Below are 26,310 nucleotides of genomic sequence, written 5' to 3'. Positions count from 1 at the left end.
GAAAAGGCGCCGTCAAACCTGATGATTATTGAACAGATGATTACTGAGCAGACGGTTACTGGTCAGAGTTAGCGCTGATCGCGTCTTCGCGCACGCCGTCGGCCATTTCCGATAGTACCTCGTCGATGGCGGGCATCGCCGCCTCGCGGAAGGCCTCCGTATCCGGCTCGATCACCGTCATGCCCTCTTCCTGCAGCGCTTCCAGGTAGTAGTCGTCGAGCTCACGCTCTTGCTCGTTACCGTACTCGCGCGCCACGTCGACGGCCTCCTGAATCAGCGTCTGGTCCTCTTCGGAAAGCCCTTCCCACCAGCGCGAGCTGGCGACCCAGCTCCAGGGGAACTGCACGTGGCTGGTCATGATCAGGTAGTCCTGCACTTCCCACAGACGCCGCGTGTAGGGTGAAGAGAGCGAGTTCTCGTGACCGTCGACCTGACCGGTTTGCATGGCCAGATAGATTTCCGGGGCGGGCACGTTCACTACCTGAGCGCCGATCTCCTCCCATACCCGTAGCCAAATCGGCAGCGACGGCAGGCGTAGACGAAAGCCCTCGAGGTCCTCGGGCGTGTGGATTTCCTTGTTGGCCGTCATGTGGCGCGGTCCGCGGTGCTGAAGCCCTAGAAACTTGAGCCCGCCGCGCTGTTCGGCCTGCTCCACCATGGTTTGGCCCGACGGGCTCTCGAGATAGCCATCCACCTGGTCCCAGGTGGTGAACAGAAACGGCACGGTGATAGCGTCATACTCCGGCGCGTACTGCTGGCGCCAGTTGCCCCCGGTCAGCGAGATTTGAGTTTGGCCCAGGTTGAGAAGCTCGAGCACCGAATCCTCGCCGCCCAGCGACCCCGCCAGGAAGGGGCGCACATCGAAGCGACCCGGCGCCTGCTCTTCCAGGTACTCGGCGAAGCGCTCGACGGCGGCGCTTTCCGAGCCGCCTTCGCTCATGGTGTTGTTGACCTGGATTTCGATCGTATCGGCCAGCGCGAAACTCGCAGCCGTGAACATGCCAAAGCCTGCCAGCGTGACCAGTAGTGATTTTTTCATTGTCATCACTCTCTACGTTTGTCGTTATTGAGTATCGAGGGGTAGCAAGTGTGCTGGTTAGATCTTGTGACAAGCAGGGGGGCGGGCTCAAATCGACGTTCGTGAAGGAAGACTTCGTCAAATACGATGGTTGCAAACGCCGATGTGGCGCGGGGTTATTTCAAAGCGTGCGGGCGCTTAAGACTAAAGAGGGATATCCCGCGATGCGTTTGAATAGCGTGAGTGATGGCTTTTGCCCGTGGAAGGCCGGGTTTTCAAGCCACGACCCGGACCCGGCTCAGGTAGCGGCGCTTTGGATCAGATGATCGACCAGATGACGAGCGGTTGCAGGCAGCGTGGCGTAGCGGCGCATACCGATCACCAGCTCGCGGCGTGCCCAGCGCTCCTCGAGCGGAATGCTCACAAGCTCGAGATCGTTCAAATCGCGGTAGAGCGTTCGTTCGGGCAGTATGCCCACCCCCATGCCGTGATGGATCATGCGACAGATCGCATCGAAACTGCGCACCTGAATTCGCATGCGCAGCGCGCCTCCCGCGCGCTGGGAGTGTTCGGACAGCAGCATCTGAAGCGACGCATCCTGCTGCAGGCCGATGAAGTCGAAATCGAGCGCATCAGCAAAGGTAATGGATTGGCGGTTGGCCAGCGGATGCCGGGCGGGCATCACCAGCATGAGTCGATCCTGGTGGTACGCCAAACACTCCAAATCCGGTGCCTCGACATGGCCGGCGAACACGCCAATATCGGTCAGTCCGTCGCGTACGGCGGCGATGATCTCGCTGCTAACCCGCTCCTGCAGGTCGATCTTGATGTCCGGGTAGCGCTGCGAAAACGTGCTCAAATCCTGGGGAAGAAAGGCGATGATAGCCGAGGTGTTGGAGTGCATGCGTACGTGGCCTTTCACACCGTCGCCGTACTCGCAAAGCTCCGCCTCGAGGCGCTCGATGTCGTCGAGAATCCGCCGGGCATGGTGCAAAAAGGCCTGCCCTGCCGGGGTCAGCTCCACGCCGCGCGGCTTGCGGTATAAAAGCGTGGTGCCCACCAGCGTTTCAAGGTCGCTAATACGCTTGCTCACCGCCGCCAGCGCCATGTGCTCGCGCGCCGCCGCCGCCGTGAGCCGCCCTTCGTCGGCTACGGAAATGAAGAGTTTTAGGGTCGTGAAGTCGAACCGACGCATCGCAAGGGCTCCTGTCGAGCGAGACTGCCATACTAGCGTATACCTTCGCAGGCGACGAACCCCCGCTTATTCATTGCCTAATTGTCGCGCTTGGCGGGCTGTCGCATTCTGGCGCTCGACAATAATAGATCCGCCTGCACGAGGTATCCGCCATGCCCGCCCCTGAACGTGAACTGCCGCTAAAAGGCATCAAGGTACTCGAACTCGGCCAGCTCATCGCCGGCCCCTTCGCCACCAAGCTGCTGGGTGAATTCGGCGCCGATGTGATCAAGATCGAGCCGCCTGGCACCGGCGACCCGCTTCGCAAATGGCGAATACTGGAAGAGGGCACCTCGCTTTGGTGGCACGTTCAGACCCGTAACAAGCGCTCTGTGGCGCTCGATTTGCGCAGCGAAGAGGGCCAGGCGCTGGTACGACAGCTGGCCCGCGAGGCCGATGTGGTCGTCGAAAACTTCCGTCCGGGTACGCTTCACGGCTGGGGGCTAGGCTGGGAGGCGCTTTCCGCGCTCAATCCGGCGCTGATCATGGTACACATCTCCGGCTACGGCCAGACCGGCCCCTACCGCGACAAGCCCGGCTTCGGCGTCATCGGCGAGGCGATGGGAGGCTTACGCTATCTGACCGGTCAGCCCGGTGAACCCTCGGTACGCGTCGGCGTGAGCATCGGCGATTCGCTCTCGGCCCTCTACGCCGTGATCGGCACGCTGCTCGCCCTCCAGGAGCGGCAAAAGAGCGGACTGGGCCAAGAGATCGACGTAGCGCTGTACGAGTCGGTGTTCGCCATGATGGAGAGCCTGCTGCCCGAGTTCGATGCCACGGGCCAGGTACGCGAGCCCGGCGGCAGCGCCCTGCCCGGCATCACGCCCTCTAACGCCTACCGCTGCGAAGGCGGCGATTTCGTGCTGATCGCTGGCAACGGCGACAGCATCTTCAAGCGCCTGATGGGCGTGATCGGCCGCGAGGACCTGGCCGGTGACCCCGCCCTTGCCCATAACGACGGGCGCAGCCACCAGGCCGAGAAAATCGATGCCGCCATCGAGGCCTGGACGCAGACGCGCGCCCGCGAGGTCATCCTGAAGGCGCTGGACGAGGCCCGCGTCCCCGCTGGCTACCCCTACACCGCAAAGGATATCGCGGGTGATCCGCACTATCTTGCCCGCGAAATGATCCAGACCTTCACGCGGGAAAGCGGCGAGCCGCTCAAGGTGCCCGGCGTGCTCCCCAAGCTCAGCGCCACCCCCGGGCGGCTGGGCAACGGCGGCCCCAAACTCGGCCAGCACACCGAGGAAGTGCTCGACGAGCTGGAGATCGATCACGCCACCCGCGCCAAACTGCGCCAAGCCGGCATCATTTAAAGGAGCGTCTCCATGCTGATGCAATCCCCCTGCCCCGCCCGCGTAGAGATCAACGAGGTCGCCCCTCGCGACGGCCTTCAGATCGAATCACGCTTCGTGCCCGCTGAGGACAAGATCCGCTGGATCGACGCGCTCTCCTCGACCGGCCTTGCGCGTATCGAAGCCACCTCCTTCACTTCGCCCAAGGCGATTCCCAACCTGGCGGACGCGGCTGACGTGGTCACCGGGATTCAGCGCCGGGAAGGGGTCGATATCACCGTGCTGGTGCCCAACCTCAAGGGCGCCGAGCGCGCGCTCGCCTGCCAGGTGGACGAACTCAACCTGGTGATGTCGGCAAGCGACAGCCACGGCCTGGCCAACCTGCGCATGACGCCGGCGCAGTCCCTCGAGCGCTTTCGTGAGATCGTGGACGCCGCGCGCGAACATGATGTGTTCATCAACGCCTCGCTCTCCACCACGTTTGGCTGCCCGTTCGATGGCGTCGTGGCGCAGGAGCGCGTGCTGATGCTAATCGAACAGTTGGTGGACATGGGGATCGAAGGCGTGACGCTGTGCGACACCACCGGCATGGCCAACCCGGTGCAGGTCAAAACGCTGTGCGAGGCGGTCATCACTCGCTGGCCGGCCACCGCCTTCACGCTGCACGTTCACAATACCCGCGGCATGGGCCTGGCCAATGCGCTGGCGGCCTGGCAGGCGGGCATCACCCGCTTCGACGCCGCGCTCGGCGGACTGGGCGGCTGCCCCTTCGCCCCGGGCGCGACGGGCAACGTCTGCACCGAGGATCTGGTGCACATGTTCGAAGCCATGGGCGTGGACACCGGCGTGGATCTGGATGCCCTGCTGGAAGTGGCCGCCACGCTGCCCGAGCTCGTTGGTCACGACGTGCCCGGGCAGGTGGTCAAGGCAGGAAAATGGGACCGGCGCTACCCGATGCCGGCGCGTTAAGCCGGCCCCACCACGTGCTTCACCTCCAGATACGCGCTTAGCCCCCAGGGCCCCAGCTCACGCCCGATGCCGCTGCGCTTGAAGCCGCCCCAAGCGGTTTCCGGCAGTACCAGCTGCTCGCTGTTGTACCAGATGCTGCCGGCCTTGAGCGCACGGCCGATGCGCTTGGCGCGATCAAAGTCGCCGCTGATCACCGTGGCGGCGAGGCCAAAGTCGCTGTCGTTGGCAAGCGCGATCGCCTCCGCCTCGCTTTGGACGCTGCGCGCGCAGAGCACCGGCCCGAAGATCTCCTCACGCCACAGACGGCTTTCTACCGGCACGTCGAGGTAGAGCGTCGGGGCGGCGAAGTAGCCCTGCTCGGGCAAGGTGTAGTGAGTGTGATCGCGCAGCGCGGTCAGCCCTTCCTGTTCGGCGATCTTCAGGTAGCCGTTGACGGCGTCCTGCTGTTTGGCGCTTGTGAGCGGGCCCAAGTCGGTGCCCTCGCTGAGCGGGTCGCCTAACGTGAGCGCATCCATACGCTCGCCAAGCGCCTCAAAAAGCGCCTCGGCCACGTCTTCGTGCACTAAAAGGCGCGAGGTCGCCGAGCAGATCTGGCCGGCGTTGAAGTAGATCCCCGCCATGACCCAATCGGCGGCCTGTGAAGGATCCGCGTCCTCCATCACCAGAATCGGCGACTTGCCGCCAAGCTCCAGCGACACCCCAGCGGTGCGGGCGGCGGCGGCCTTCATCACCGCCTCGCCGACGCGGTTGCTGCCGGTGAACGACACCTTGTCGACGCCCGGATGGCTTGCCAGCGGCGCGCCGATGCCCTCACCATCGCCGTTCAAGAGGTTCAGCACCCCCGCGGGCAGGCCGATGTCGAGTGCGATCTCCGCCAGCGCCTGCTCGGGCAGCGGCACTACCTCGGAAGGCTTCAGCACCACGGTGCAGCCGGCAGCCAGCGCCGGAGCAAGCTTCCAGGCGCTGGTGACCAGCGGAAAGTTCCAGGGCGTGATCAGCGCGACGACCCCGGCAGGGTCGTGATAAACCCGCGCCTCGACGCCTTCCATCTCGACCTCGACCCGCTCGCCCTGGCGGGTGTCCAGCGCTCGCGCTTGGCCGGCGTAGTAGCGGTAGCAGGCGATCGCGTCGTCCAGGTCGATACCGGCTTCCATCAGCGGCTTGCCGTTGTTGGTGGCACTCAGCTCGATCAGCGCTTCGCGTCGCGCCGTTAGGGCATCCGCGAAGCCATCGAGATACTGCGCTCGCGCCTCGCCACCCAGCGCCTGCCAGCCAGGCTGGGCGGCGCGGGCCGCCGCGACGGCGGCGTTGACGTCCTCCGGCGCCCCGGTGGTCACGCGGGCGATCACTTCCTCGCGGTAGGGGTTCACAACATCGAGTGTGCGGGTCGCTTTCGTGGCCACCCAGCGGTTATCGATGAACTGCTGATCGAGGATTTTCATGGCGCATCCTTGTTGGTAACGCCGCGCTGCCAGGCGGAGGCGTCGATTTCGATGAGAAGCGGGCGGGCGTCGTCGCGCTCGGAAAGCGCCGCCGCCAATTGAGAAGGGCTTTCGATATGAACGGTCGGGCAGCCGAAGCCGTCGGCAAGGATCAAAAAGTCCGGCGCCTTGAGGTCCACGCCCAGGCGCGCCACGCCGTTGTCATCCATGTAGCGGCGGATCTCCTCGTACCCCGCGTTGTGCCACAGCAAAATGACGGCCGGGATCTGCTCCTCGACGGCGGTGGCGATCTCCGAGAGCGTAAACATCACCCCGCCGTCGCCGACCAGCGCCACCACGGGAAGCTGCGGCTGAGCAAGCTGGGCACCGAGCGCGGCGGGCAACCCGTAGCCCAGCGTCCCGTAGCCGGTCGAGGCGTTGAAGTAGCGCCGAGGCGCCGGCTGACTGACCAGATGATTGCCGGCGTAAACCGGTGCGGTGGAGTCGCCCACCAGAATCGCCTCGGGCAGATGCTCGGCAAGCGTCTCGTAAAGCGGCACGAAGGTGGAAAACGCCGGATCGTTTTCCTGATCGAGTTCCGCCAGCACCTGACTGACCCGCTCGGCGCCGCCCCGGGATAGCGGCTCGGGAAAATACTCGGCCAGAAGCGCCAGCGTTCGCCCGGCATCGCCCACCAGCCCGAGCGTAGTGGCCTGATTGCGCGCCAGCTGCTCGGCGTCGATGTCCACGCGAATCAGCGTACCATTAAGCTTGAAGCCGTCGTCGAACACCACGTCGTAATCGGTTTCACCAAGCTCGGTGCCCACGGCGAGAATCACGTCAGCATCAAAAGCGAGCCGGCGCACCGCAGGGAGTGCGGCATTGGCGCCGAGATCCAGCGGGTGGTCGCGCCCCAAAAGCCCCTTGGCGTTGATGGTGGTCACCGTCGGTGCGTCGAGCCGCTCGACCAGCAAGTGAGCGGCCTGGAAGGCGTCCTCGCAGCCGCCGCCCAGGAGCACCAGCGGGCGCTTCGCCGCCTCCAAAAGCCGCGCCGCCTCGCGTAGGCCTTCCGGGTCCGGCGCCGCGCGGTAAAGGCGCGGTGCCTTCCAGGAGCGCGGCGGCGTGACCGGCGCGTCGAACAGGTCGATGGGGATCTCGATATGCACCGGGCCCGGTCGTGCGCCTCTGAAGACGGCAAAGGCGCGGGCCAGCACGTCAGGCAGCGTGTCGGCGTCGAGCAGCGTGTGGCTGAAGCGCGCCACGCCGCTGATCACCTGCTGCTGGCTTTGTAGCTCGTGAAGCCGGCCCTGGCCGAGCCCTAGGGTATCGCGACGGTTGACGCTCGAAATCACCAGCATCGGCACCGAGTCCGCCAGCGCCTGGCCCATGGCGGTGGCGATATTGGTCATGCCGGGGCCGGTGATGATCAAACAGACCCCGGGCTTGCCGCTGGCGCGGGCATAGCCGTCAGCCATGAAGCCCGCGCCCTGCTCGTGGCGCGGGGTGACGTGGCGAACGCCCCCGCTTTCAAGGCCACGGTAGAGCTCGACCGTGTGCACGCCGGGGATGCCGAAGAGCGTGTCGACGCCGTAGGTGTCGCGCAGAAGGCGAATCAAAAGCTCAGCGCAGGTCATCGTATCGTGAGCCGTCATGGCATTTCCTTAGAAGAACAGGGTGTGCGCCATCAATGCGATGATCGGCAGCGTAATCACGGTGCGCAGCAGAAACACGACCGCCAGTTCCCAGAGCGCGATGGGAATCTTCGACTTCAGCAGCAGCGCGCCGATTTCGGACATGTACACCAACTGCGTCATCGACAGGCACGCGATGACGAAGCGAGTGAGCTCGCTGTCGATATTGGTGGCCAGCACCGCGGGCAGGAACATATCGGCAAAGCCGACCAGTGTGGCGGGCGCGGCGGCTTGGGCCTCGGGAATACGCAGAAGCTCCAGCACCGGCACCATCGGGTAGGAGAGCCAGGTAAAGAGCGGCGTGAACTCGGCCAGAATCAGCGCGATGGTGCCGATCGCGAACACCAGCGGTAGCAGCGTCAGGAAAATGTCGATGACGTTAATCAGCGCCAGTTTGGCAAGCTGCGCGGGGCCAGGCGCACCGGCGGCGCGGCGCGTGGCCTGCTGCAGGCTGTAGCGGAAAAGCCCGGCGCGGCCGGTGTTCTCTTCACGAATCTGACAGCCAACCGGCTCGTAGTAGTCGTCGGACTTCAACGACAGCGGCGGAATGCGCGAAACGACGATCGCGGCGATCAGCCCGGACACCACCACGGTGAAGTAGAACGGCACGAACAGGTGGTTCAAATCGACGAAGTTGACCACCAGCAGGCTGAAGGCAATGGACGCCACGGAAAAGTTGGTGGCGATCACCGAGGCTTCGCGGCCGCTATAGAAACCCTGCTCGTACTGCTGCGAAGTAATCAGCACGCCCACGGTGCCCGAGCCCATCCACGAGGCGGTGGCATCAATGGCGCTACGCCCCGGCAGGTTGAAGATGAGGCGAAACGGCTTGCGCACCAGGCTTCCAATAAATTCCATGAAGCCGAACTCGACCAGAAACGGCAGCAAAATCGCGGCGAAGAAGAAAAACGTCAGCAGCACCGGCGCCAGGTCATTGAGCATGACACCGCCGGTAAACGAGGCGGTGACGAACTCAGGCCCCACCTGAAAGTAGGTCATCACCACAAAAATGGCGCCCAGCACGCGCAGCGCCACCCAGATCATTCCGACCTGGAACATGTCGCCAAAGTGGCCGCCTTGAGCCCAAGTGGGTTTTGCGGCTTTCACGTAGAGCGTGACGACGACCGACACGCACAGCACCACCATGGCGATCAGCGGCAGCGCCTCGCCGAGTAGCGCCTGCAGGCCATCGGCCATCATCCCCATGCCGATGTTGACCGACTCACCGCTTTGAAACGGCACCAGAAACAGCAGCACCCCGATGATCGAGGGAATCAGGAACTTGAGCAGATGGCGGCGCGGGATGGCCTCGTCGGGCGCGCGCTCATCGCGTATCGCTTGAGGGTCGGACATGATGTTCACCTGTTGGAAATGATTATCGAAGGTGGGCTGGCGGCGTTTATACGAAAGGTTCGACCTTCCTTTTTGTAGTATCCGTATCGCGTTCAGACGGGCGCCCGAACGGCGCCCAACGCGATCACTCTCCTTTCTTCACTCCCGGCAGTACGCAGAGCATTTCATACAACAGCGTGGCACCCATCAGCGCGGTATTGCCGCTGGTGTCATAGGGCGGCGAGACCTCGACGAGATCGCCCCCAACGATGTTGAGCCCCGCCGCGCCGCGCACGATCTCGAGGCCCTGATGGGAGGTCAGCCCGCCCATCTCGACGGTACCGGTGCCCGGCGCCACCGACGGGTCGAGGCCGTCGATATCAAAACTGATGTACACCGGTGTATCGCCCATCTGCGCGCGCACCTCTTCCATCAGCGGCGCCAGCGACTGGTACCAGCACGCTTCTGCTTGGACCACGCGAAAGCCCTGGTCGCGGCACCAGTCGAAGTCCTCGGCGGCGTAGCCGGTGCCCCGTAGACCAATCTGCACCACCTTCTCTTTCGCCAACAGCCCCTCTTCCTGGGCGCGGCGGAAGGTGGTGCCGTGAGCGATCTCCTCGCCGAACATGTGCTCGTTGACGTCGGCGTGGGCGTCGATATGAATCAAGCCCACCGGGCCGTGCTTTTTGGCCATGGCACGCAGAATCGGCAGCGTCATGGTGTGATCGCCGCCGAGGGTCAACGGCACGCAGTCGTGGCTCAACACGTCGTCGAAGAACGCGGTGATGATGTCGACGCTCTTGGGCAGGTGGAAGGTGTTGATCGGTACGTCGCCGATGTCCGCTACCTGCAGGGACTCAAAGGGCGCGGCACGAGTGGCCATGTTGTAGGGGCGCAGCATGCGCGACTCGTCGCGAATCTGGCGCGGCCCCATGCGCGTGCCGGGCCGGTTGGAGGTGCCGATATCCATGGGAATGCCGATGAACGCGGCATCGAGCCCCTTCGCGCTCTCTTGAGCGGGCAGGCGCATCATGGTCGCCGGCCCGCCAAAGCGCGGCACGCTGTTGCCGCCCAGCGGCTGATTGAAGTCACTCACTGCGCTTCTCCTTTCCTTGTAGCGATTCTCGAGCCCAGCGTCATGAACACCGAGCCCGATCATGGGGTTTACCCAGCTACTGCATTTAACGTGCCAGGCGGGCGGCGCCCCGCCAATCGGCCTTCTTGCGCTTCGATTAATGCAAAACCGACTCAAAAACGCGTAGTATCGAGTCGATTTTGCATTGACGAGTCACTATCGGTTCGAGGAAAACGGCGTGGACGAGATCGATCGCAGCGTGCTCAAGACTATCGTGGAGACCGCCAACGACCACTTCTTCATCGTCAGTGGTGACGGCGAGATACTGGACATCAGCCCCGGCGCGGAGGCGGTGTATGGGCTGCCACGCGAGGCGCTTCTGGGCAGCAACGTCAGGGAGCTTGAGCGCGACGGCGTGCTCAAACCCTCCATCAGCATGGAGGTCATGCGCACCCACCGCCCGGCGCAGCTGATGCAGGTCACCGGCACCGGGCGGCGGGTGATCGCCGAGGCCCACCCGGTCTTTGTGAACGGCAGGCTCGAGCGTATCGTCAGCCGCTCGCGGGACATGACCGATTTACAGCTTCTCCAGGACGAATACGCGCTGCTGCAAAAGCGCTTCAACGAGCACGTCAAGCGCGGCCAGAGCGTGGCCGACGACCCGGCGCTCGACAGCGCCCTGGAGGAGCTTCAGGTGCGAAGCCACGCGATGCGCGAGGTCGCAAGGCTCCTAAAGCGCGTGGCGCCTTCCGGGGCTAGCGTGCTGATGCTGGGGGAGTCCGGCGTGGGCAAAACGGCATTTGCCCGCCAGCTTCACCGCTGGAGCGAGCGCGCGGGCGGCCCCTTCATCGAGGTCAACTGTGGCGCCATTCCGGAGAACCTGTTCGAGTCTGAGATGTTCGGCTACCAGCCCGGCGCGTTCAGCGGCGCCGCCCGCCAGGGCAAGGCAGGGCTTCTGGAGCAGGCCGAAGGCGGCACGCTGTTTCTCGATGAGATCGGCGAGCTTCCGCTGTTGATGCAGACCAAGCTCTTGAAGGTGATCCAGGACGGCAAGATGACGCGCCTGGGCGACACCCGCCCCCGCCGGGTCGATTTCCGCCTGGTGGTCGCCACCAATCAGGACCTGGCGGCGCGCGTGCAGGAAGGCCTTTTCCGGCTGGATCTTTACTACCGCCTCAACGTGATTCCCGTGACGCTGCCCGCGCTTCGCGAGCGTCGCGAAGACATTCCCGCGCTTGCCGAGGCGTGCCTGGCCCGGCTCAACGCCCACTACGGGCGGCAGAAGTTTCTCGACAACCACGTCTGGTCGACGCTGATGGGCAGCGACTGGCCCGGCAACGTGCGCGAGCTCGAGAACTGGCTGGAGCGTGCCTGGCTCTCGAGCGCGTTCGATCGCATCGAAGGCTTCGAATCCCCCGCTTCGCCCGCCAGCGCCCCTCACACGCCACAGGCGCCCAGCGCGCCACCGCCTATCGAAGGTGAAACCCTGCCCGCCTACCTGGCCCGCCTGGAGCGCGAGCTGCTCGAGCGCGGCTGTCGCACGCACGCCAGCACCTACGCCCTCGCCGAGCACCTGGGGATCAGCCAGTCAAGCGTGGTGCGCAAGCTCAAGCGCCACGGGCTGACGCTTCGCTGACACGCTTTCGCCACACAAGCGTCACACAACGGCAACCTCCTTGACCCACAGTGATTGGCCACGACCCACCGTTGGTGAAAGCCATGAGCCAATCGCGTATTCAACTGGCGGGCGTCTCCAAGCAGTGGGGCGCTACCGCCGCCGTCGACGACATCTCGTTTGAGGTGACGCCGGGGCAGTTCGTCATCCTACTGGGCCCCTCCGGCTGCGGTAAATCGACCACGCTTCGTATGATCGCCGGGCTCGAAGAGGCCACGCGTGGCGCGATTCATATCGGTGAGCGCGACGTCACCCGCGCCCCGCCCGGGGATCGCGGCCTCTCCATGGTATTTCAGTCCTACGCGCTGTTTCCCCACCTGAGCGTGGCCGAGAACATCGTCTTTGGCCTGAAGAGCCGCCGCGTGCCCAGGCTCGAGCGCGACAAGCGCCTGGCTCAAGTGGCGGAATTGGTCGATCTGTCGCCCTATCTCGACCGCAAGCCGGCGAATCTGTCCGGCGGCCAGCGCCAGCGGGTGGCGCTCGCCCGCGCCATCGTTTCCGAGCATCCGATCTGTCTGATGGACGAGCCGCTCTCGAACCTGGACGCGCGCCTTCGAGCCGACATGCGCCGCGAGATCAAGGCGCTGCAGCGCCGGCTCGACATGACGGTGATCTACGTCACCCACGATCAGGTGGAAGCCATGAGCATGGGCGACCGGGTCATTTTGATGCAGCACGGCCGCATCGTTCAGGACGCCACCCCGAGCGAGCTCTACGACCGCCCGGCGAGCGCCTTCGCCGCCAGTTTCATAGGAAGCCCTGCGATGAATCTACTGCCATTGATAGCCGGTGATGCCGGTGCCGTGATCGACGGCGACACCACGCCCGTCGCGCCGCTGGAAGCCGCCGGCGGAAAGCTCGGCGTTCGCCCCGAGGACATCACGCTTCGCGCTGAAAGCGAGCCTGGCGTGGCCGCGCGCATCAGCGGTGAAGAGTACCTGGGCGCCGACACCGTCGTTCACGTGAGCGTGGGCAGCCACTCCCTTCGCGTGCGCGTCAACGGCCGCCCGGCGCTCGAAGGCGCGGCGTGCCGGCTCTACTGGGCGCCGGACAAGGCGCACCTGTTCGCCGCCGACGGCCTGCGCCACGAGCACCTGACGCCCCGCGCCTTCGCCGCCGCGCCGAAAAGCGTTGCCCGTCCGCCGACGGTGGGCTCGTTCCAGCACTGATTCACCTCTCTCGCCACCTAAAAGGAGTTCGTCATGTTGTCTCGTCTTCCCTTTGCCCTTACCGCGTTGGCCGCCGGCCTTTTGAGCGCCACCCAGGCCAGCGCCGCGGTCGATCTTACGATGTACTACCCGGTGTCGGTGGGCGGCGCCTTGACCGACGTAATCGACGAACTGGTCGAGGAGTTCGAGGACGAACACCCGGAGATCGATGTCGAAGCCATCTACGCCGGCAACTACGACGACACCCGGGTGCGCGCGATGTCCGCCATTGAGGCCGGCGATACCCCGCAGCTTTCGGTGATGTTTTCCATCGATCTGTTCGAGCTGATCGAACAGGACGCCATCGTCGCCTTCGACGACCTGGTCGAGACCGACGAGGAGCGCGCGTGGCTCGATGGCTTCTACCCCGGACTGATGGAGAACGGCCAGCTCGACGGCAAGACCTACGGCATTCCCTTTCAGCGCTCGACCATCGTGCTGTTCTGGAACAAGGACGCGTTTGAAGCCGCCGGGCTCGACCCGGACACCCCACCCCAGAACTGGGACGAAATGGCCGAAATGGCTCAGACCGTGCGCGAAGCCAGCGGCGATCAGTGGGGCGTCATGGTGCCCTCTACCGGCTACCCGTACTGGATGTTTCAGGCCTTCGCTTACCAGAACGGCCACCGGCTGATGAACGACGCCGGCACCGAGGTCTATTTCGACGACCCGGCCGCCATCGAGGCGCTGGAGTACTGGGTATCGCTGGCCGAAGACGGCGTCATGCCCGGCGGCACCATCGAGTGGGGCACGCTTCGCCAGAACTTCCTTGAGCAGTCCACGGCGATGATGTGGCATACCACCGGCAATCTGAGTGCCGTGAAGAGCGATGCCGACTTCGATTTCGGCGTGGCGATGCTGCCGGCCAAAACCCAGCGCGGTAGCCCCACCGGCGGCGGCAACTTCTACATCTTTGCCGATACCAGTGACGAGGAGCAGCGCGCCGCGATGACCTTCATCCGCTGGATGACCGCTCCGGAACGCGCCGCAGACTGGTCGATCGAAACCGGCTACATGGGCGTGAGCCCCGCCGCCTACGAGACCGAGGCGCTGCGCGACTACGTCGAGGCCTTCCCGCCGGCGGCGGTCGCCCGCGATCAGCTGGAATTCGGCACCGCCGAGCTTGCCACCTATGAGGGCGGGCGCATTCGCCGCACGCTCGATAACGCCGTTCAAGCCGCGCTCACCGGTCAGATGACGCCAGAGGAAGCACTGACCCAGGCGCAAGCCGAGGCCGACCGCATCCTGCGCCGCTACGTCCGCTAAGCCGGCCTGACCTTTCAGGCGCCGGGCCTTGGCCCGGCGCTCACTCACCGGCGAGCCTTCATCATGACGCTGACCGCCCACCGCAAGCTACAGCTCTACGGGGCACTGCTGCTACTGCCCGCCGCGCTGCTGCTTGGCCTGTTCGCCTATCTGCCCACGATTACCACGGTGATCCAGAGCCTTTATCTGCCCGGCTTTCGCGGCGCGCCGCCGGCATTCGTCGGTCTCGAGAACTACCGGTACCTGTTCGAGGATCCGAAATTCTGGCAGGTAGCGCGCAACAACCTGATCTATGCGCTCGGCACCATTCCGGTCTCCATCGCGCTGTCGCTTGCCATGGCGCTGCTGGTCAACCGGCGACTTCCCGGCCGCGGGCTTGTGCGCATGGCCTACTTCACGCCGACGATCCTGCCGATGATCGCCGCGGCCAATATCTGGATGTTCTTCTACGCCCCGCAGATCGGGCTGTTCAACACGCTGCTCGCAGCACTCGGCTTTTCCGGAGTGAACTGGCTGGGCGACCCGAGCGTGGCGCTTTATTCGATCATCGTGATGTCGGTGTGGAAGGAGGCCGGCTTTTTCATGATCTTCTATCTGGCGGCGCTGCAGGCGATCCCGCCGGAGCTCAAGGAAGCGGCGGATCTCGAAGGCACAAGCCGCGCGCGCTTTTTCTGGCGGGTGACCTTTCCGCTTTTGATGCCGACCACCCTGTTCGTTTTGATCAACGCGCTGATCAACGCCGTGCGCGTGGTCGATCACCTGTTCATTCTCACCAAGGGCGGGCCGAACAACGCCACCAACCTGCTGCTCTACTACGTCTACGAGAACGCCTTCGCGTTTTTCGACCGCACCACCGCGGCCACCATTACCGTGGTGATCCTGCTGGTGCTCGCCGTGGTGGCCACTCTCAAGTTCACGCTTCTCGACCGCCGAACCCACTATAAATGACGACTTCATGCCCATGAGTACGCTCGCCGCCGCCCTTCCCCGCCGCCTGGTCCCGGCGCTTTCGTTGGACACTCTGGCCGCCTGGCTTCTGGCCATCGTCTGGATCTTTCCGCTGCTCTACGCGGTATGGGCGGCGTTTCACCCGCCGGCGTTCATGGTGCGCTTCGAGCTCTTCGCGCCATTGAGCCTTGAGAACTTCAAAACCGCCTGGGCCCAGGCGCCGTTCGCGCGCTACTACCTCAACACCTTTTTACTGGTCACCGGCGTGGTGGCGGCGCAGTTTGTGGTGTGCACGCTGGCGGCCTTTGCGTTTGCACGCTTCCCCGTGCCCGGCAAGAACGCGCTGTTTCTGCTGGTGCTGATCCAGCTGTTCGTATTTCCCGAGGTGCTGATCGTCGAGAACTACCGTATCGCCAGCGGCCTTGGCTTGATCGACACCATCGCCGGTATGGGGCTGCCTTACGTGGCCAGCGCCTTCGGTATCTTTCTGCTGCGCCAGACCTTCAAGACTATCCCACGCGAGCTCGAGGACGCCGCGCGCATCGAAGGCTGCAGCTGGCTCGGGGTGCTGTGGAAGGTGTACGTGCCGCTGGCCAAGCCGACGTACCTGGCCTACGCGCTGGTCTCGATCAGCCACCACTGGAACAACTTCCTGTGGCCGCTGGTGGTGACCAACTCGGTCGAGAGCCGCCCGCTCACCGTGGGTCTGGGCGTTTTTTCCGCACCGGAAACCGGGGTCAACTGGGCCACGGTCAGCGCGGCCACGCTTCTGAGCATCGCGCCGCTTTTAGTAGCGTTTTTGCTCTTTCAGCGCCAGTTCGTGCAGTCGTTTCTGCGCGCGGGCATCCGGTAGCGCCCGCTTTCGTGCGACAATCCTCGCAAACGCAAACGAGCGAGGAGAGAGCGAGGATGCACGGCGAACCCCACCCGGCGCTGTCGGTGTTGCAGGAAGTCTTCGGCTTCGATCAGTTTCGCGGCCCGCAGCAGGCGATCATCGAGCACGTCACTCAGGGCGGCGACGCGCTGGTCTTGATGCCCACCGGCGGCGGCAAGTCGCTTTGCTACCAGATTCCGGCACTTTTGCGCGAGGGCACGGCGATCGTGGTGTCGCCTCTGATCGCGCTGATGCAGGATCAGGTGGCCGCACTGGTGCAAAACGGCGTGCGCGCGGCGTACCTGAACTCGAGCCTCGACTTTCAGGACGCGATGGCGGTGGAAAACCAGCTTCGGGCCGGCGAGCTCGATCTTCTCTATGTCGCCCCGGAGCGCCTGGCCACCCCGCGCATGCAGGCGCTGCTGGATCAGGCGCCGATTGCGCTCTTTGCTATTGATGAAGCCCACTGCGTTTCCCAGTGGGGGCACGACTTTCGCCCGGAGTACCGCCAGCTCTCCCAGCTCCACGAGCGCTTTCCAAGCGTCCCGCGCATCGCGCTCACCGCCACCGCCGACGTGCCGACCCGCGGCGACATCATCGAGCACCTGCAGCTTCAAAACGCCGCGCTCTACAACAACGGTTTCGACCGGCCCAATATCCGCTACCACATCGCCGAAAATCAGGGCAACACGCGAGAGGCGCTGCTGCGCTTCATTCGCGAGAACCACGACGGCGAGGCGGGCATCGTTTACTGCCTGTCGCGCAAGAAGGTGGAGGAGACCGCGGCCTGGCTCGAACGCCAGGGATTGACCGCCCTTCCCTACCACGCCGGGCTGCCCCCGGAGCAGCGCCAGGAGAACCAGAGCCGTTTTCTGCGCGAGGACGGCGTGATCGTAGTGGCGACCATCGCCTTCGGCATGGGCATCGACAAGCCGGACGTGCGCTTCGTGGCGCATTTGAACCTGCCCAAGAGCATCGAGGCCTACTACCAGGAGACCGGCCGTGCCGGGCGCGACGGTTTGGCCGCCGACGCCTGGATGGCCTACGGGCTGCAGGACGTGATCACCCTGCGTCAGATGCAGCAGGACTCGAGCGCCGGGGACCAACAAAAGCGCATCGAGCAGCAGAAACTCGACGCCATGCTGGGGCTTTGTGAGATCATCAGCTGCCGCCGCCAGGCGCTTCTGCACTACTTCGGCGACCATCTGGAGAAGCCCTGCGGCAACTGCGACAACTGCCTGACCCCGCCGGACACTTGGGACGCCACCGTGGCCGCGCAAAAGGCGCTGTCGTGTGTCTTTCGCACCGAGCAGCGCTTCGGCGTGACCTATCTGGTCGACGTGCTGCTGGGCAAATCGAACGAGCGAATCGCGCGCTTTGGCCACGACCGGGTGAGCACCTTCGGTATCGGCGCCGAGCTCTCTGCCAACGAGTGGAAAGCGCTCTACCGCCAGCTGATCGCGAGCGGCTACCTGAGCGTGGACATGGAGGGCCACGGCGGCATTCATCTGACCGCCCAAGCCAAGCCCGTGCTGCGCGGTGAAGAGCCGCTGACCCTGCGCAAGCCGGTCAAGCCCGCTGCCCGGCGCCGCGGCCGAGGCGCACCTGCCGCCCAAGGCCACGGCCCGCTATGGGAGGCGCTTCGCGGCCATCGCAAGGCGCTTGCCGACGAGCAGGGCGTGCCGGCTTACGTGATCTTCAACGACGCCACCCTCAACGAGCTCGTCGAGCGCCGCCCGGAAAGCCTGGACGCCTTGGGTGGCGTCACCGGCATCGGCGCGCGCAAGCTCGAGGATTACGGCGAGGGGATTCTGGCCGTGATCGCGGCGCACAAGGGCAGCGCCCAACCCGCCAGCGTCGGTGACAGCGCTCGGCAGTCCGCCGAGATGTTAAGGGAGGGTCTGACCGTCGAGGACGTCGCGAACCGGCGCGGTTTTACCGTCAATACCATCTACCGCCACTTGGCGGAGGCGATCGAAGGCGGCGCACTACCCCTCGATGAGGTAATCACCCTGGAACCCGGCGCGCTAGAGCGCATTCAGAGCGCGATCCGCGAGCACGCGGGGGGCGGCATGCGGGCGGTGTTCGACGCCCTCGACGGCCAGGTCGACTACAACGTACTGGCCTGCGTGCGCGCCGCGATGAACGCGCCTGGCTGAGGCGCCATTAGCGCTTGCGGCAGTGCTCGCCGCGGGCAATGGCGCCTTGGTCGAACACGCCAGTATCCAGCACCCAACCGGTCACAAGCTTAGCCGGAGTGACGTCGAACGCCGGGTTCCACACCGGGGCATCCTTGGGTGCCCAGCTCGCCTCGCCGAAGGCGCCGGTCACGCCGCGCACTTCCGAGCCGTCGCGCTGCTCGATGGGAATCTCGGCGCCGGTGGCGCAGGCCGCATCCACCGTGGTGTAGGGAGCGACGACATAGAACGGCACCTGGTGGTAGTGCGCCAGTACGGCGAGCATGTAGGTGCCCACCTTGTTGGCGAAGTCGCCGTTGGCGCAGATGCGATCGGCACCGACCATGATTTTGTCGACCTTGCCCGCCGCCATTAGGCTCGCCGCCATGCTGTCGCAAATGAGCTGGTAGTCGATGCCGAGATCTTCCATCTCCCAGGCGGTGAGCCGCCCGCCCTGTAGAAGCGGCCGGGTCTCGTTGACGTAGACATGAAGCCCAAGCCCCCGCCGGTTGGCTACGGAAAACGCGCCAATCGCCGTGCCCACGCCGGCGGTGGCGAGTGCCCCCGTATTGCAGTGGGTGAGCACCCGGTCGCCATCGCTCAACAGATCTGCGCCGCGCTCGGCCATCGCCTGGCAAAGCGCGCGGTCTTCCTCGAACAGCGCGTTGGCCCGCGCCCAAAGCGCCTCGGCGCCCTGATTAAAGCACGCCTCCATGGCGTCCAGGCAGTACATCAGGTTTACCGCCGTGGGGCGCGTGGCGCGAAGGTTGTCGCTCACGCCCTGCCAGTTGCCTTCCGGGTGGCGGGCGGCGTACTGCGCCAGCACGAACGCCGCGCTCAGCCCGATCAGGGGAGCGCCGCGAATCGCCAGGCGCTTGACCGCCGCCTGCCAGGCCTCGGGCGTATTGCAGGGCTCCCACTGCTCCGCCTGGGGTAAACGCGTCTGGTCCAGGTACTCGAGGGCCTCACTATCGACGCGCAGGCTGCGGGATTGAACGAGGGGCATGGGCAACTCCTGAAGGGCGGCTTATCACGCGCGGAGCATATCATATAGAATGAAGCGCTTTGGATAACGACCGGTACCGCGCATGACCTCAAAAGACGAATTGCTGGCGGCCATCGGCTGGGCCGCCAACAACGGCTGGACCCCGGCCACCGGCGGCAATTTCTCCGTTCGCGCCGAGCGCGGGTATCTCGTCACCGCCTCCGGCGTCGACAAGACCCGCGTGCGCGAAGATGACCTGCTCTTGTGCGACGCGCACGGCCGCGTGCTCGAAGGCACGGGCAAACCGAGTGCCGAAAGCGACTTGCACGCCGCACTCTACCGGCTCGACTCGACGATCGGTTGCGTGCTGCACGTTCACACCGTGGCGAGCACCGTGCTCTCGCGCCGCTTCCCCCAAGGCATTGCGCTCGAAGGCTTCGAGATGCAGAAAGCGCTGTCGGGCAACACGACCCACGCCGCCGCGATCACGCTGCCGGTCGTCCCCAATTCTCAGGATATGGCCGAGCTTTCGCGTCATGTAGAAGCCGGTTGGCCGATGCCCTGGGGCTTTCTGGTCGAGGGCCACGGCATCTATGCCGTGGGGGCGTCCATCGCCGAGTGCCGACGCCATCTGGAAGCGATCGAATTTCTGCTTGCCTGTGTCCTGGAAGAGAGCCGCTACTCATGAGTAATTCCACTATCCGCGCCGTGGTCATGGATGTCGAAGGCACCACCACCGACATCCGTTTCGTGCACGACGTGCTGTTCCCCTACGCCCACGACCAGTTGCCCGAGTTCGTGAACACCCACAGCGCCCAGCCCGAGGTCGCCGAGCAGATCGACGCCGTGCGCCGCGAGCTTGCAAAACCCGAGGCGAGCCTCGACGAGGTCATCGAGGCGCTGCTCTACTGGATCGAGACCGACCAGAAGGTCACCGCGCTCAAGGCGCTGCAGGGCATGATCTGGGCGGACGGCTACGGGCGCGGCGCGTTCAAGGGCCATCTGTACGATGATGTGGCTCCGCGCCTTCGCCAGTGGAAGGATGCGGGCATCGCGCTTTACGTCTACTCCTCGGGCTCGGTGCAGGCGCAGAAGCTGCTGTTTGGCCACAGCGAGGCCGGTGATCTCACGGCGCTGTTCGACGGCCACTTCGACACCCACATTGGCCACAAGCGCGAGGCGGATGCCTACCGGCGCATCGCTGAAGCGCTCGCGCTCGCCCCGGCGTCGATCCTGTTTCTATCGGACGTGGTCGAAGAGCTCGACGCCGCCGCGCTTGCAGGCGTCAAGACGCTGCAGCTGGTGCGCGAAGGCACGCAGGCGGGCACCGAGCACGGCGTTGTGGCAAGCTTCGACGACATTACCCTTTAACCGATAACGCCAATTTCAAAGGAGCGCCCCATGTCACAACTCAAGGTGTTTGCCGACCAGAACCCGCAGGCCGCGCTGATGGATATCCAGGACGGCGCGCAGATCAAGGCCGAACTCGACCGGGTCGGCGTGCGGTTCGAACGCTGGGAAACGCCCGGCGAGATTGCCGATGACGCCACCCAGGAGGAGATTCTGGCGCTGTATGAAGCGGACATCGAACGCCTCAAGGCCGAAGGCGGCTACCAGACGGTGGACGTGCTGCACATGGTGGCCACGCATCCGGAGAAGGACGCGATGCGCCAGAAGTTTCTCAACGAGCACCGTCATCACGAGGACGAAGTGCGCTTTTTCGTCAAGGGTCAGGGGCTGTTCTGCCTGCATCTCGACGACAAGGTATACCAGGTGCTCTGCACCCAGGGGGATCTGATCAGCGTGCCGGCCAACACCCCGCACTGGTTCGACATGGGCCCCGCGCCGGAATTCACCGCGCTGCGTTTCTTCGACAACGTCGAAGGCTGGGTGCCGCACTGGACCGAGAGCGATATCGCCGGACGTTTCGATCGTCTCGACCAGCTTTAGAGCGAACCTCCCGTTCACCGCGCGGCCTGCGCCGCGCGGTTGACTTTGCACGCCCCTTTCACGATGATTTTTCGCCCTCGACTCGGGCGCGATCCCACGTTCGCGCCTTGAGATTGGCTCGTGCCCGCGCCCAACGACTCGTTCCCCAACCACAAGGAGACGCCCTTTGCCCACCGTACTGGATCTCGAGGGGATTCATAAATCCTTCGGTAGCAACGAGGTGCTGCGCGGCGTGGACCTTTGCCTGGAGGCCGGAGAGGTCACCGTGCTGATGGGCGCCAACGGTGCAGGCAAGTCGACGCTGGTGAAAGTGATCAGCGGCTACCACGCGGCGGGCACCGGCCAGATGACTCTGGCCGGCGACGACTACCGCCCCTTGAGTGCCCGCGCGGCGATCCACCGGGGCGTGGTGACCGTTCATCAGTCGATCGACGACGGCGTCATTCCGGATTTATCCGTGGCCGACAACCTGATGCTCGACCGGCTCGCCGCCCGCGAGTACGGCCTGTGGGTGGGCCGCCGGACGCTCAATGCGCAAGCCGAAGAGATCGCCCGCACCATGGGACTCACTTTTGATCTCAACGCCAGGGTGGCGGACCTCACCGTGGCGGACCGGCAGATGATCGGTATTGCCCGGGCGATGGCCCATACGCCGAAAGTGCTGATTCTCGACGAGCCGACCTCGTCGCTCTCCGCCGGGGAAGCCGAGCGGCTGTTCCAGGTACTCGAGCGCCTGCGCGACCAGGGCGTGGCGATTCTCTATATCTCGCACCGCATGTCCGACATCAAGCGCCTGGCCGACCGCATCATCTGCCTGCGCGACGGCCAAGTATCTGGCGTGTTCGAGCAGGCGCCGCTGGACGTCAGCGGCGCGGTTCACGCGATGCTGGGCCAGACGATGGCCGCCGCCGCGATCACCCCGGTTACCGCCGGCGCACCGGTGCTGTCGCTAAGCGGCGTGCGCCTGGCCCCGGAGGCCGCACCGGTCGATGTCGAAGCCTGCGACGGCGAAGTGGTGGCCTTTACCGGGCTACTGGGCAGCGGTATGGAAGCACTGGCCGAGACCCTGTTTGGCCAGCGCCCGCTACACAGCGGGCAGATGCGCCTGGATGGCCGCGCTTACCGCCCCGCCAGCGTGCGCGAGGCGCTGGCGGCGGGGGTGTTCATGTCGGTCAAGGACCGGGCCAGCAACGCCGTGGTGAAGGATTTCAGCATCACCGACAACCTGACCCTGCCCTTTCTGAAAGCGTTTTCCCACGGGCCGTTTTTGAGCGCCGCCCGCCAAACGCGCGCCACCGCACGGATGGTCGACACGCTCGGTATCAAGTGCCAGTCGCTGGATGAGCCCATCACTACGCTCTCCGGTGGCAATCAGCAGAAGGTGATGATCGGGCGCTGGCTGCAGACGCGCTGCCGGGTGCTGCTGCTCGACGAGCCATTTCAGGGCGTGGACATCGGCGCGCGTCGGGATATCGGCCGCCATATCCGCGAAAGCGCCCCCGGGCGTGCCACATTAGTGTTCGTTTCCGATATCGACGAGGCGATCGAAATCGCCGATCGCATCATTGTTTTACACGAAGGAGCCATTGCCGGTGAGCAACTCAACCAGAACCTCGACCTCGACACCCTCGTCGCCCAAGCCGCCGGCAACGGCTAGCACGGCCAGCGCCAAGGCTCAGGCCCTCGAGTTCGCCATTCGTTACGGCTTTTTGCTGCTGCTGGCAGGGCTGGTGATCTACTTCAGCTTGGCCGCGCCCGGCTTCGCCAACCCGCGCTCGGCGGTGTTCGTGCTGCAGTCCGTGGCCATTACCGGTATTTTGGCCTTGGGCGTGACCACCACGCTCGTGGTCGGCGGGTTCGATCTTTCCATCGGCGCGGTGGCCACCACCTCGCTGATGCTCGCCGCCTACGTCATGGTGGTGCTCGAACAGTCCGCCGTGGTGGCGGTGGCGCTGTGTCTATTGATGGGCGCGCTGGTCGGGCTGATCAACGGGCTTTTGATCGTGAAGTGCCGCATTCCCGACCTGCTCGCCACGCTCGGAATGATGTTTCTTTTGATCGGCCTCCAGCGTATTCCCACCCAAGGGAATTCGATCGCTACCGGCATGACGCTCACCGACGGCTCAACGGCGCAGGGCATCTTCTCAGAGGCGTTTTTGTGGCTGGGCCGCCACCGCTTCGATCTGGTGATCGAGCGGCTGATCCCCGTACCGGTGGTCGTTTTTCTGCTGATCGCGCTGGCGGTGTGGCTCTTTCTAGGCTTCACCCGCCACGGGCGGCTGATGTACGCCATCGGCTCCAACGAGCGCGCCACCGCGCTGGTGGGGGCGCCGGTCGAGCGCTACAAGATCGCGGCTTACATGATCTCCGGCGTCACCGCGGCCATCGGCGGCGTACTGCTCGCCGCGCGCCTGGGCCGAGGCGACATCGCCAGCGGCAACAACCTGCTGCTCGATAGCGTCGCCGCGGCGCTGATCGGTTTCGCGGTGCTGGGCGCGGCGCGGCCCAACGCCTTTGGCACGGCCATGGGCGCCCTCTTCGTGGGCATCCTTTTACAGGGCATGACGATGATGAACGCGCCCTACTACACCCAGGATTTCGTCAAGGGCGCCGTGCTGGTGCTCGCGCTGATGTTCACCTTTTACCTCGCCTCGCGGCGCGGGGCCGTTTCACGCCACTAAGGCTACTCACAGCGCTAAGGTTACTCACAGCACCAAGGCCATTCACAACATCAAGACCACTCACAACACTAACGGGAACACGCCATGCTCAAACGTTTTGCGCTTCACCTCACCGCTGCTGCCACCCTCGCCGCCGGTATCGGCACCGCCTCGGCCGAGCCGCGTCCGGCGCCCTTCGACGCCCCGGAAGACATCGATATCGCACTGATTCGCTATATCTCCACCGGCGACTTTTTCCAGGCCTATCTGTCCGGCGTCGAAGCCCAGGCCGAGGCGCTCGGGGTGAACCTGCGCGTGCTGGATAGCCGCCAGGACGCCGCCCTGCAAGCGGACATGGTCGACCAAGCGATCGCACTCGGCGTGGACGGGATCATCATCCAGCACGGCCTGCCGGAATCCATGCAGGCCGCCGCCGCGCGCGCCGTCGAGGCGGGCATTGACGTGGTCGCCTTTGATGTAGAGGTCGACAACCCGGCCATCCCACAGATCGAGCAATCCGACTACCTGCTCGGCGAACTCGCACTCGACCAGGCCCTCGAGGACAACGGCGACGCCTTCACAGCGGGTTACGTCTACGTGCCAGGCATCGCTCCGCTGGACCGGCGCAACGCGGCTTGGGAAGCGTTCAAAGCCGAACACCCGAGCGTCACCGAGGCCGCCGTTTTCGGCACGCTGGACAACCCCATCGCCAACTCGGTCGCCAACCAGGCCCGCGCGGTGATTCAGGCCAACCCGATGATCGACGTGTTCTTCGCGCCCTACAACGAGTTCGCGGCGGGGGTGAAAATCGCTGTGGATGAAATGGGGCTGGGCGATGATATCTCGATCTACTCGGCGGATATCTCCACTTCGGACATCGCCGCCATGCGCGAGCCGGGCTCGCCCTGGGCGGCAACGGTCGCCACCAATCCAACGGTGGTCGGCGAAGTGTCGCTGCGAACCCTGGCGCTTTTGATGGCCGGCGAAGACCCGGGCCAACAGGTGGTCGTGCCGCCCACGCTGATCACCCGCGAATTTTTGAACGACAACGCGATCACTAATATGGAAACGCTGGCCGAGAAGATGCCGCAGTTCGCCCATGCCGATGTCGCGCTGGCCGACTGGCTGCCACTACCGGGCACCGGCGCGCAGTAACGACCAAAAACGATAACGCGGGCCGAGGCCCGCGTTATCGTTAGTGTCTTCGCCTCTCACCGATGGTAGGCACGCGCCAGCGCCAGCAGCGCGTGGGCCTTACGGTACGCGCTAGGGTTAACCACCAATTCCTCGCCCATCTTGAGATTACGCGTTTCCAGCTTGGCGCGAAGCGCCGTGTCCTCGATCTCTTCGAAATCCGCGTTGTGGGCAAGCGAGAGCACTCGGCGGTGCATCTCGATGCCACAATAGGCCAGCGCGTCGTCGCGAAGCTCCAACAGCAGCGTTTCGCAGGCGGTGTCGCTCTCCTGATTCTGGTCCTCGAACAGCGCGCGGGGGTAGAGAATGCCGCTGCGCTCGGTGTGCCAGAGGCGGCGAAACTCGTCATCGAAACGGTTCAAACACTCGCCGATCACCTCGAGAATCCACGCCTGATACGCCTCGAGTGCTTCCGGCGCCCGGTGGGCGGGCTGGCTGAAGTAGGCCATCAGAAAGTTCGCCACCGCCATGCCGAGATCAAACGCCATCGGCCCGTACTGGGAGAACTCCGGGTCGATCACGCGCACGCTGTCATCGGTCGCCATGATCGAGCCGGAGTGCAGGTCGCCGTGGATCATGGTTTCGGTGTTGGCGGTGAACTTCAAAAGCATCCGCTGGGCCTTCGCCTTGAGCAGGGCGTTACCGCGAAGCGCCGCCACGGTCTCGGCAAGCTCGGGCGTGTGGTGATTCATCTCGGCACCATAATAGGGGTCGGTGAACACCAGTGACTCGGTAATGGCGGGAATCGCCACGTTGCCGGAGAAAAGCCCGACGTCGGCTTTCTTTTCCGGGCTCGAGAGCGAAAGCTCCGAGCCGCGAAAGGCGGTGCGCGCGCAGAACTCGCCCACCACCTTGCCAAGCCCTTCGACCCGCTCGCCCTTGATCAGCTTGCGGCGCAGGATGACGTGCGGGTGCAAATACTCCATCACGATCAGCGCCTGGGCCTTGTCGAAGTAGTACACCTCGGGGGCGACGCCTGGGGCGCGCTTGGCCTGACGCACCAGCGCGTAGTACTCGAAGTGCGCCCGGTAAAGCGGCAGCGGCCAGCTCTCGCCGACCATGCGCACATAGGGCAGCGCCTGCTTGACCACCACGCTGCCCGTCTCGCCGGTGACGATGAACACCAGGTTCAAGTTGCCGTCGCCCACCTCACGCACGTCCCACTGAGCGGGGTCACCGCCCACGCGTCGCGCAACGTCGCCGACGCCCCCTAACCGTGCGCCCAGCGTCGCCACCTCGAGCGCTTCGTAACCGTCGGATTTACCGCTTTGATCGCCCTGCACAGCCGTCTCCTTCGAAAATAATCGGCCTATTTGTGCCTGGCGCGAAAGCAAAGTC

Annotated in this window: 22 protein-coding genes; 14 read left to right on the top strand and 8 right to left on the bottom strand. The window is 64.7% G+C overall.

Features of this window, described 5'->3' with window-relative positions:
• Nucleotides 1-55: 55 nt before the first annotated feature.
• Nucleotides 56-1,039, bottom strand: a complete 984-nt coding sequence (locus MQW23_RS02010) for a TRAP transporter substrate-binding protein (protein WP_252106150.1) — start codon at nt 1,037-1,039, stop codon at nt 56-58.
• A gap of 277 nt (nt 1,040-1,316) precedes the next feature.
• A complete protein-coding gene (locus tag MQW23_RS02005) occupies nt 1,317-2,213 on the bottom strand; it encodes a LysR family transcriptional regulator (RefSeq protein WP_252106149.1) in 897 nt (298 codons plus the stop codon).
• 152 nt (nt 2,214-2,365) lie between these two features.
• Here MQW23_RS02005 and MQW23_RS02000 point away from each other — a divergent pair, with 152 nt between their 5' ends.
• Nucleotides 2,366-3,568 carry a CaiB/BaiF CoA transferase family protein gene (locus tag MQW23_RS02000; RefSeq protein WP_252106148.1) on the top strand — a complete coding sequence of 401 codons (1,203 nt, stop codon included), beginning with the start codon at nt 2,366-2,368 and terminating at the stop codon, nt 3,566-3,568.
• Between the two features lie 12 nt (nt 3,569-3,580).
• Nucleotides 3,581-4,516, top strand: a complete 936-nt coding sequence (locus MQW23_RS01995) for a hydroxymethylglutaryl-CoA lyase (protein ID WP_252106147.1) — start codon at nt 3,581-3,583, stop codon at nt 4,514-4,516.
• Here MQW23_RS01995 and MQW23_RS01990 read toward each other — a convergent pair.
• The 4 genes from MQW23_RS01990 to speB all read right to left on the bottom strand — a co-directional run bounded on the left by MQW23_RS01990 (nt 4,513) and on the right by speB (nt 10,056).
• Nucleotides 4,513-5,958 carry an aldehyde dehydrogenase family protein gene (locus MQW23_RS01990; protein ID WP_252106146.1) on the bottom strand — a complete coding sequence of 482 codons (1,446 nt, stop codon included), beginning with the start codon at nt 5,956-5,958 and terminating at the stop codon, nt 4,513-4,515. The two genes, MQW23_RS01995 and MQW23_RS01990, sit on opposite strands and share 4 nt — an antisense overlap.
• A complete protein-coding gene (locus tag MQW23_RS01985) occupies nt 5,955-7,589 on the bottom strand; it encodes a 5-guanidino-2-oxopentanoate decarboxylase (RefSeq protein WP_252106145.1) in 1,635 nt (544 codons plus the stop codon). The genes MQW23_RS01990 and MQW23_RS01985 overlap by 4 nt, the downstream gene beginning before the upstream one ends.
• A gap of 9 nt (nt 7,590-7,598) precedes the next feature.
• Nucleotides 7,599-8,981, bottom strand: a complete 1,383-nt coding sequence (locus tag MQW23_RS01980; RefSeq protein WP_252106144.1) for a YjiH family protein — start codon at nt 8,979-8,981, stop codon at nt 7,599-7,601.
• Nucleotides 8,982-9,105: 124 nt separating this feature from the next.
• Nucleotides 9,106-10,056 carry an agmatinase gene (gene speB, locus MQW23_RS01975; protein WP_252106143.1) on the bottom strand — a complete coding sequence of 317 codons (951 nt, stop codon included), beginning with the start codon at nt 10,054-10,056 and terminating at the stop codon, nt 9,106-9,108.
• 217 nt (nt 10,057-10,273) lie between these two features.
• On the opposite strand from speB, the gene MQW23_RS01970 reads away from it, so the two are divergent.
• The 6 genes from MQW23_RS01970 (at nt 10,274) to recQ (ending at nt 18,165) form a co-directional block, all read left to right on the top strand.
• Nucleotides 10,274-11,671, top strand: a complete 1,398-nt coding sequence (locus MQW23_RS01970) for a sigma-54 interaction domain-containing protein (RefSeq protein WP_252106142.1) — start codon at nt 10,274-10,276, stop codon at nt 11,669-11,671.
• An 83-nt stretch (nt 11,672-11,754) separates the two neighbouring features.
• A complete protein-coding gene (locus tag MQW23_RS01965; RefSeq protein ID WP_252106141.1) occupies nt 11,755-12,879 on the top strand; it encodes an ABC transporter ATP-binding protein in 1,125 nt (374 codons plus the stop codon).
• A 33-nt stretch (nt 12,880-12,912) separates the two neighbouring features.
• The gene (locus tag MQW23_RS01960; RefSeq protein WP_252106140.1) at nt 12,913-14,184 is read left to right on the top strand and encodes an ABC transporter substrate-binding protein; all 1,272 of its coding nucleotides are present in this window, start codon (nt 12,913-12,915) and stop codon (nt 14,182-14,184) included.
• 63 nt (nt 14,185-14,247) lie between these two features.
• Nucleotides 14,248-15,132 (top strand): carbohydrate ABC transporter permease, encoded by an 885-nt coding sequence (locus MQW23_RS01955; RefSeq protein WP_252106139.1) that lies wholly within the window; start codon nt 14,248-14,250, stop codon nt 15,130-15,132.
• Nucleotides 15,133-15,145: 13 nt separating this feature from the next.
• The gene (locus MQW23_RS01950) at nt 15,146-15,985 is read left to right on the top strand and encodes a carbohydrate ABC transporter permease (RefSeq protein ID WP_252106727.1); all 840 of its coding nucleotides are present in this window, start codon (nt 15,146-15,148) and stop codon (nt 15,983-15,985) included.
• 56 nt (nt 15,986-16,041) lie between these two features.
• A complete protein-coding gene (gene recQ / locus MQW23_RS01945) occupies nt 16,042-18,165 on the top strand; it encodes a DNA helicase RecQ (protein WP_252106138.1) in 2,124 nt (707 codons plus the stop codon).
• A 7-nt stretch (nt 18,166-18,172) separates the two neighbouring features.
• On the opposite strand, the gene mtnA is transcribed toward recQ, so the two are convergent.
• The gene (gene mtnA, locus MQW23_RS01940; protein ID WP_252106137.1) at nt 18,173-19,189 is read right to left on the bottom strand and encodes an S-methyl-5-thioribose-1-phosphate isomerase; all 1,017 of its coding nucleotides are present in this window, start codon (nt 19,187-19,189) and stop codon (nt 18,173-18,175) included.
• 82 nt (nt 19,190-19,271) lie between these two features.
• Here mtnA and mtnB point away from each other — a divergent pair, with 82 nt between their 5' ends.
• The 6 genes from mtnB to MQW23_RS01910 all read left to right on the top strand — a co-directional run bounded on the left by mtnB (nt 19,272) and on the right by MQW23_RS01910 (nt 24,933).
• Entirely contained in the window at nt 19,272-19,856 is a 585-nt protein-coding gene (mtnB, locus tag MQW23_RS01935; RefSeq protein WP_252106136.1) for a methylthioribulose 1-phosphate dehydratase, read from the top strand.
• Nucleotides 19,853-20,539 (top strand): acireductone synthase, encoded by a 687-nt coding sequence (mtnC, locus tag MQW23_RS01930; protein WP_252106135.1) that lies wholly within the window; start codon nt 19,853-19,855, stop codon nt 20,537-20,539. The genes mtnB and mtnC overlap by 4 nt, the downstream gene beginning before the upstream one ends.
• A gap of 30 nt (nt 20,540-20,569) precedes the next feature.
• Complete coding sequence (locus tag MQW23_RS01925; RefSeq protein WP_252106134.1) at nt 20,570-21,118, top strand: 1,2-dihydroxy-3-keto-5-methylthiopentene dioxygenase; 549 nt, start codon at nt 20,570-20,572, stop codon at nt 21,116-21,118.
• 166 nt (nt 21,119-21,284) lie between these two features.
• Nucleotides 21,285-22,775: a sugar ABC transporter ATP-binding protein gene (locus tag MQW23_RS01920; protein WP_252106133.1), complete on the top strand. Its 1,491-nt coding sequence runs from the start codon at nt 21,285-21,287 to the stop codon at nt 22,773-22,775.
• On the top strand, nt 22,711-23,799 hold the full coding sequence (locus tag MQW23_RS01915) for an ABC transporter permease (protein ID WP_252106132.1): 1,089 nt from the start codon (nt 22,711-22,713) through the stop codon (nt 23,797-23,799). The genes MQW23_RS01920 and MQW23_RS01915 overlap by 65 nt, the downstream gene beginning before the upstream one ends.
• Before the next feature lie 84 nt (nt 23,800-23,883).
• Nucleotides 23,884-24,933 carry a substrate-binding domain-containing protein gene (locus MQW23_RS01910; protein WP_252106131.1) on the top strand — a complete coding sequence of 350 codons (1,050 nt, stop codon included), beginning with the start codon at nt 23,884-23,886 and terminating at the stop codon, nt 24,931-24,933.
• Between the two features lie 56 nt (nt 24,934-24,989).
• Here the strand turns inward: MQW23_RS01910 and mtnK are convergent, their stop codons facing one another.
• Nucleotides 24,990-26,255 (bottom strand): S-methyl-5-thioribose kinase, encoded by a 1,266-nt coding sequence (gene mtnK, locus MQW23_RS01905; RefSeq protein WP_252106130.1) that lies wholly within the window; start codon nt 26,253-26,255, stop codon nt 24,990-24,992.
• Between the last annotated feature and the right edge of the window lie 55 nt (nt 26,256-26,310).

It is taken from the genome of Halomonas sp. S3-1-1 (assembly GCF_023757625.1).
GTDB lineage: Bacteria > Pseudomonadota > Gammaproteobacteria > Pseudomonadales > Halomonadaceae > Vreelandella.
The sequence above is the reverse complement of the archived record's forward strand: the minus strand, read 5'-3'. Positions and strand labels throughout refer to the sequence as shown.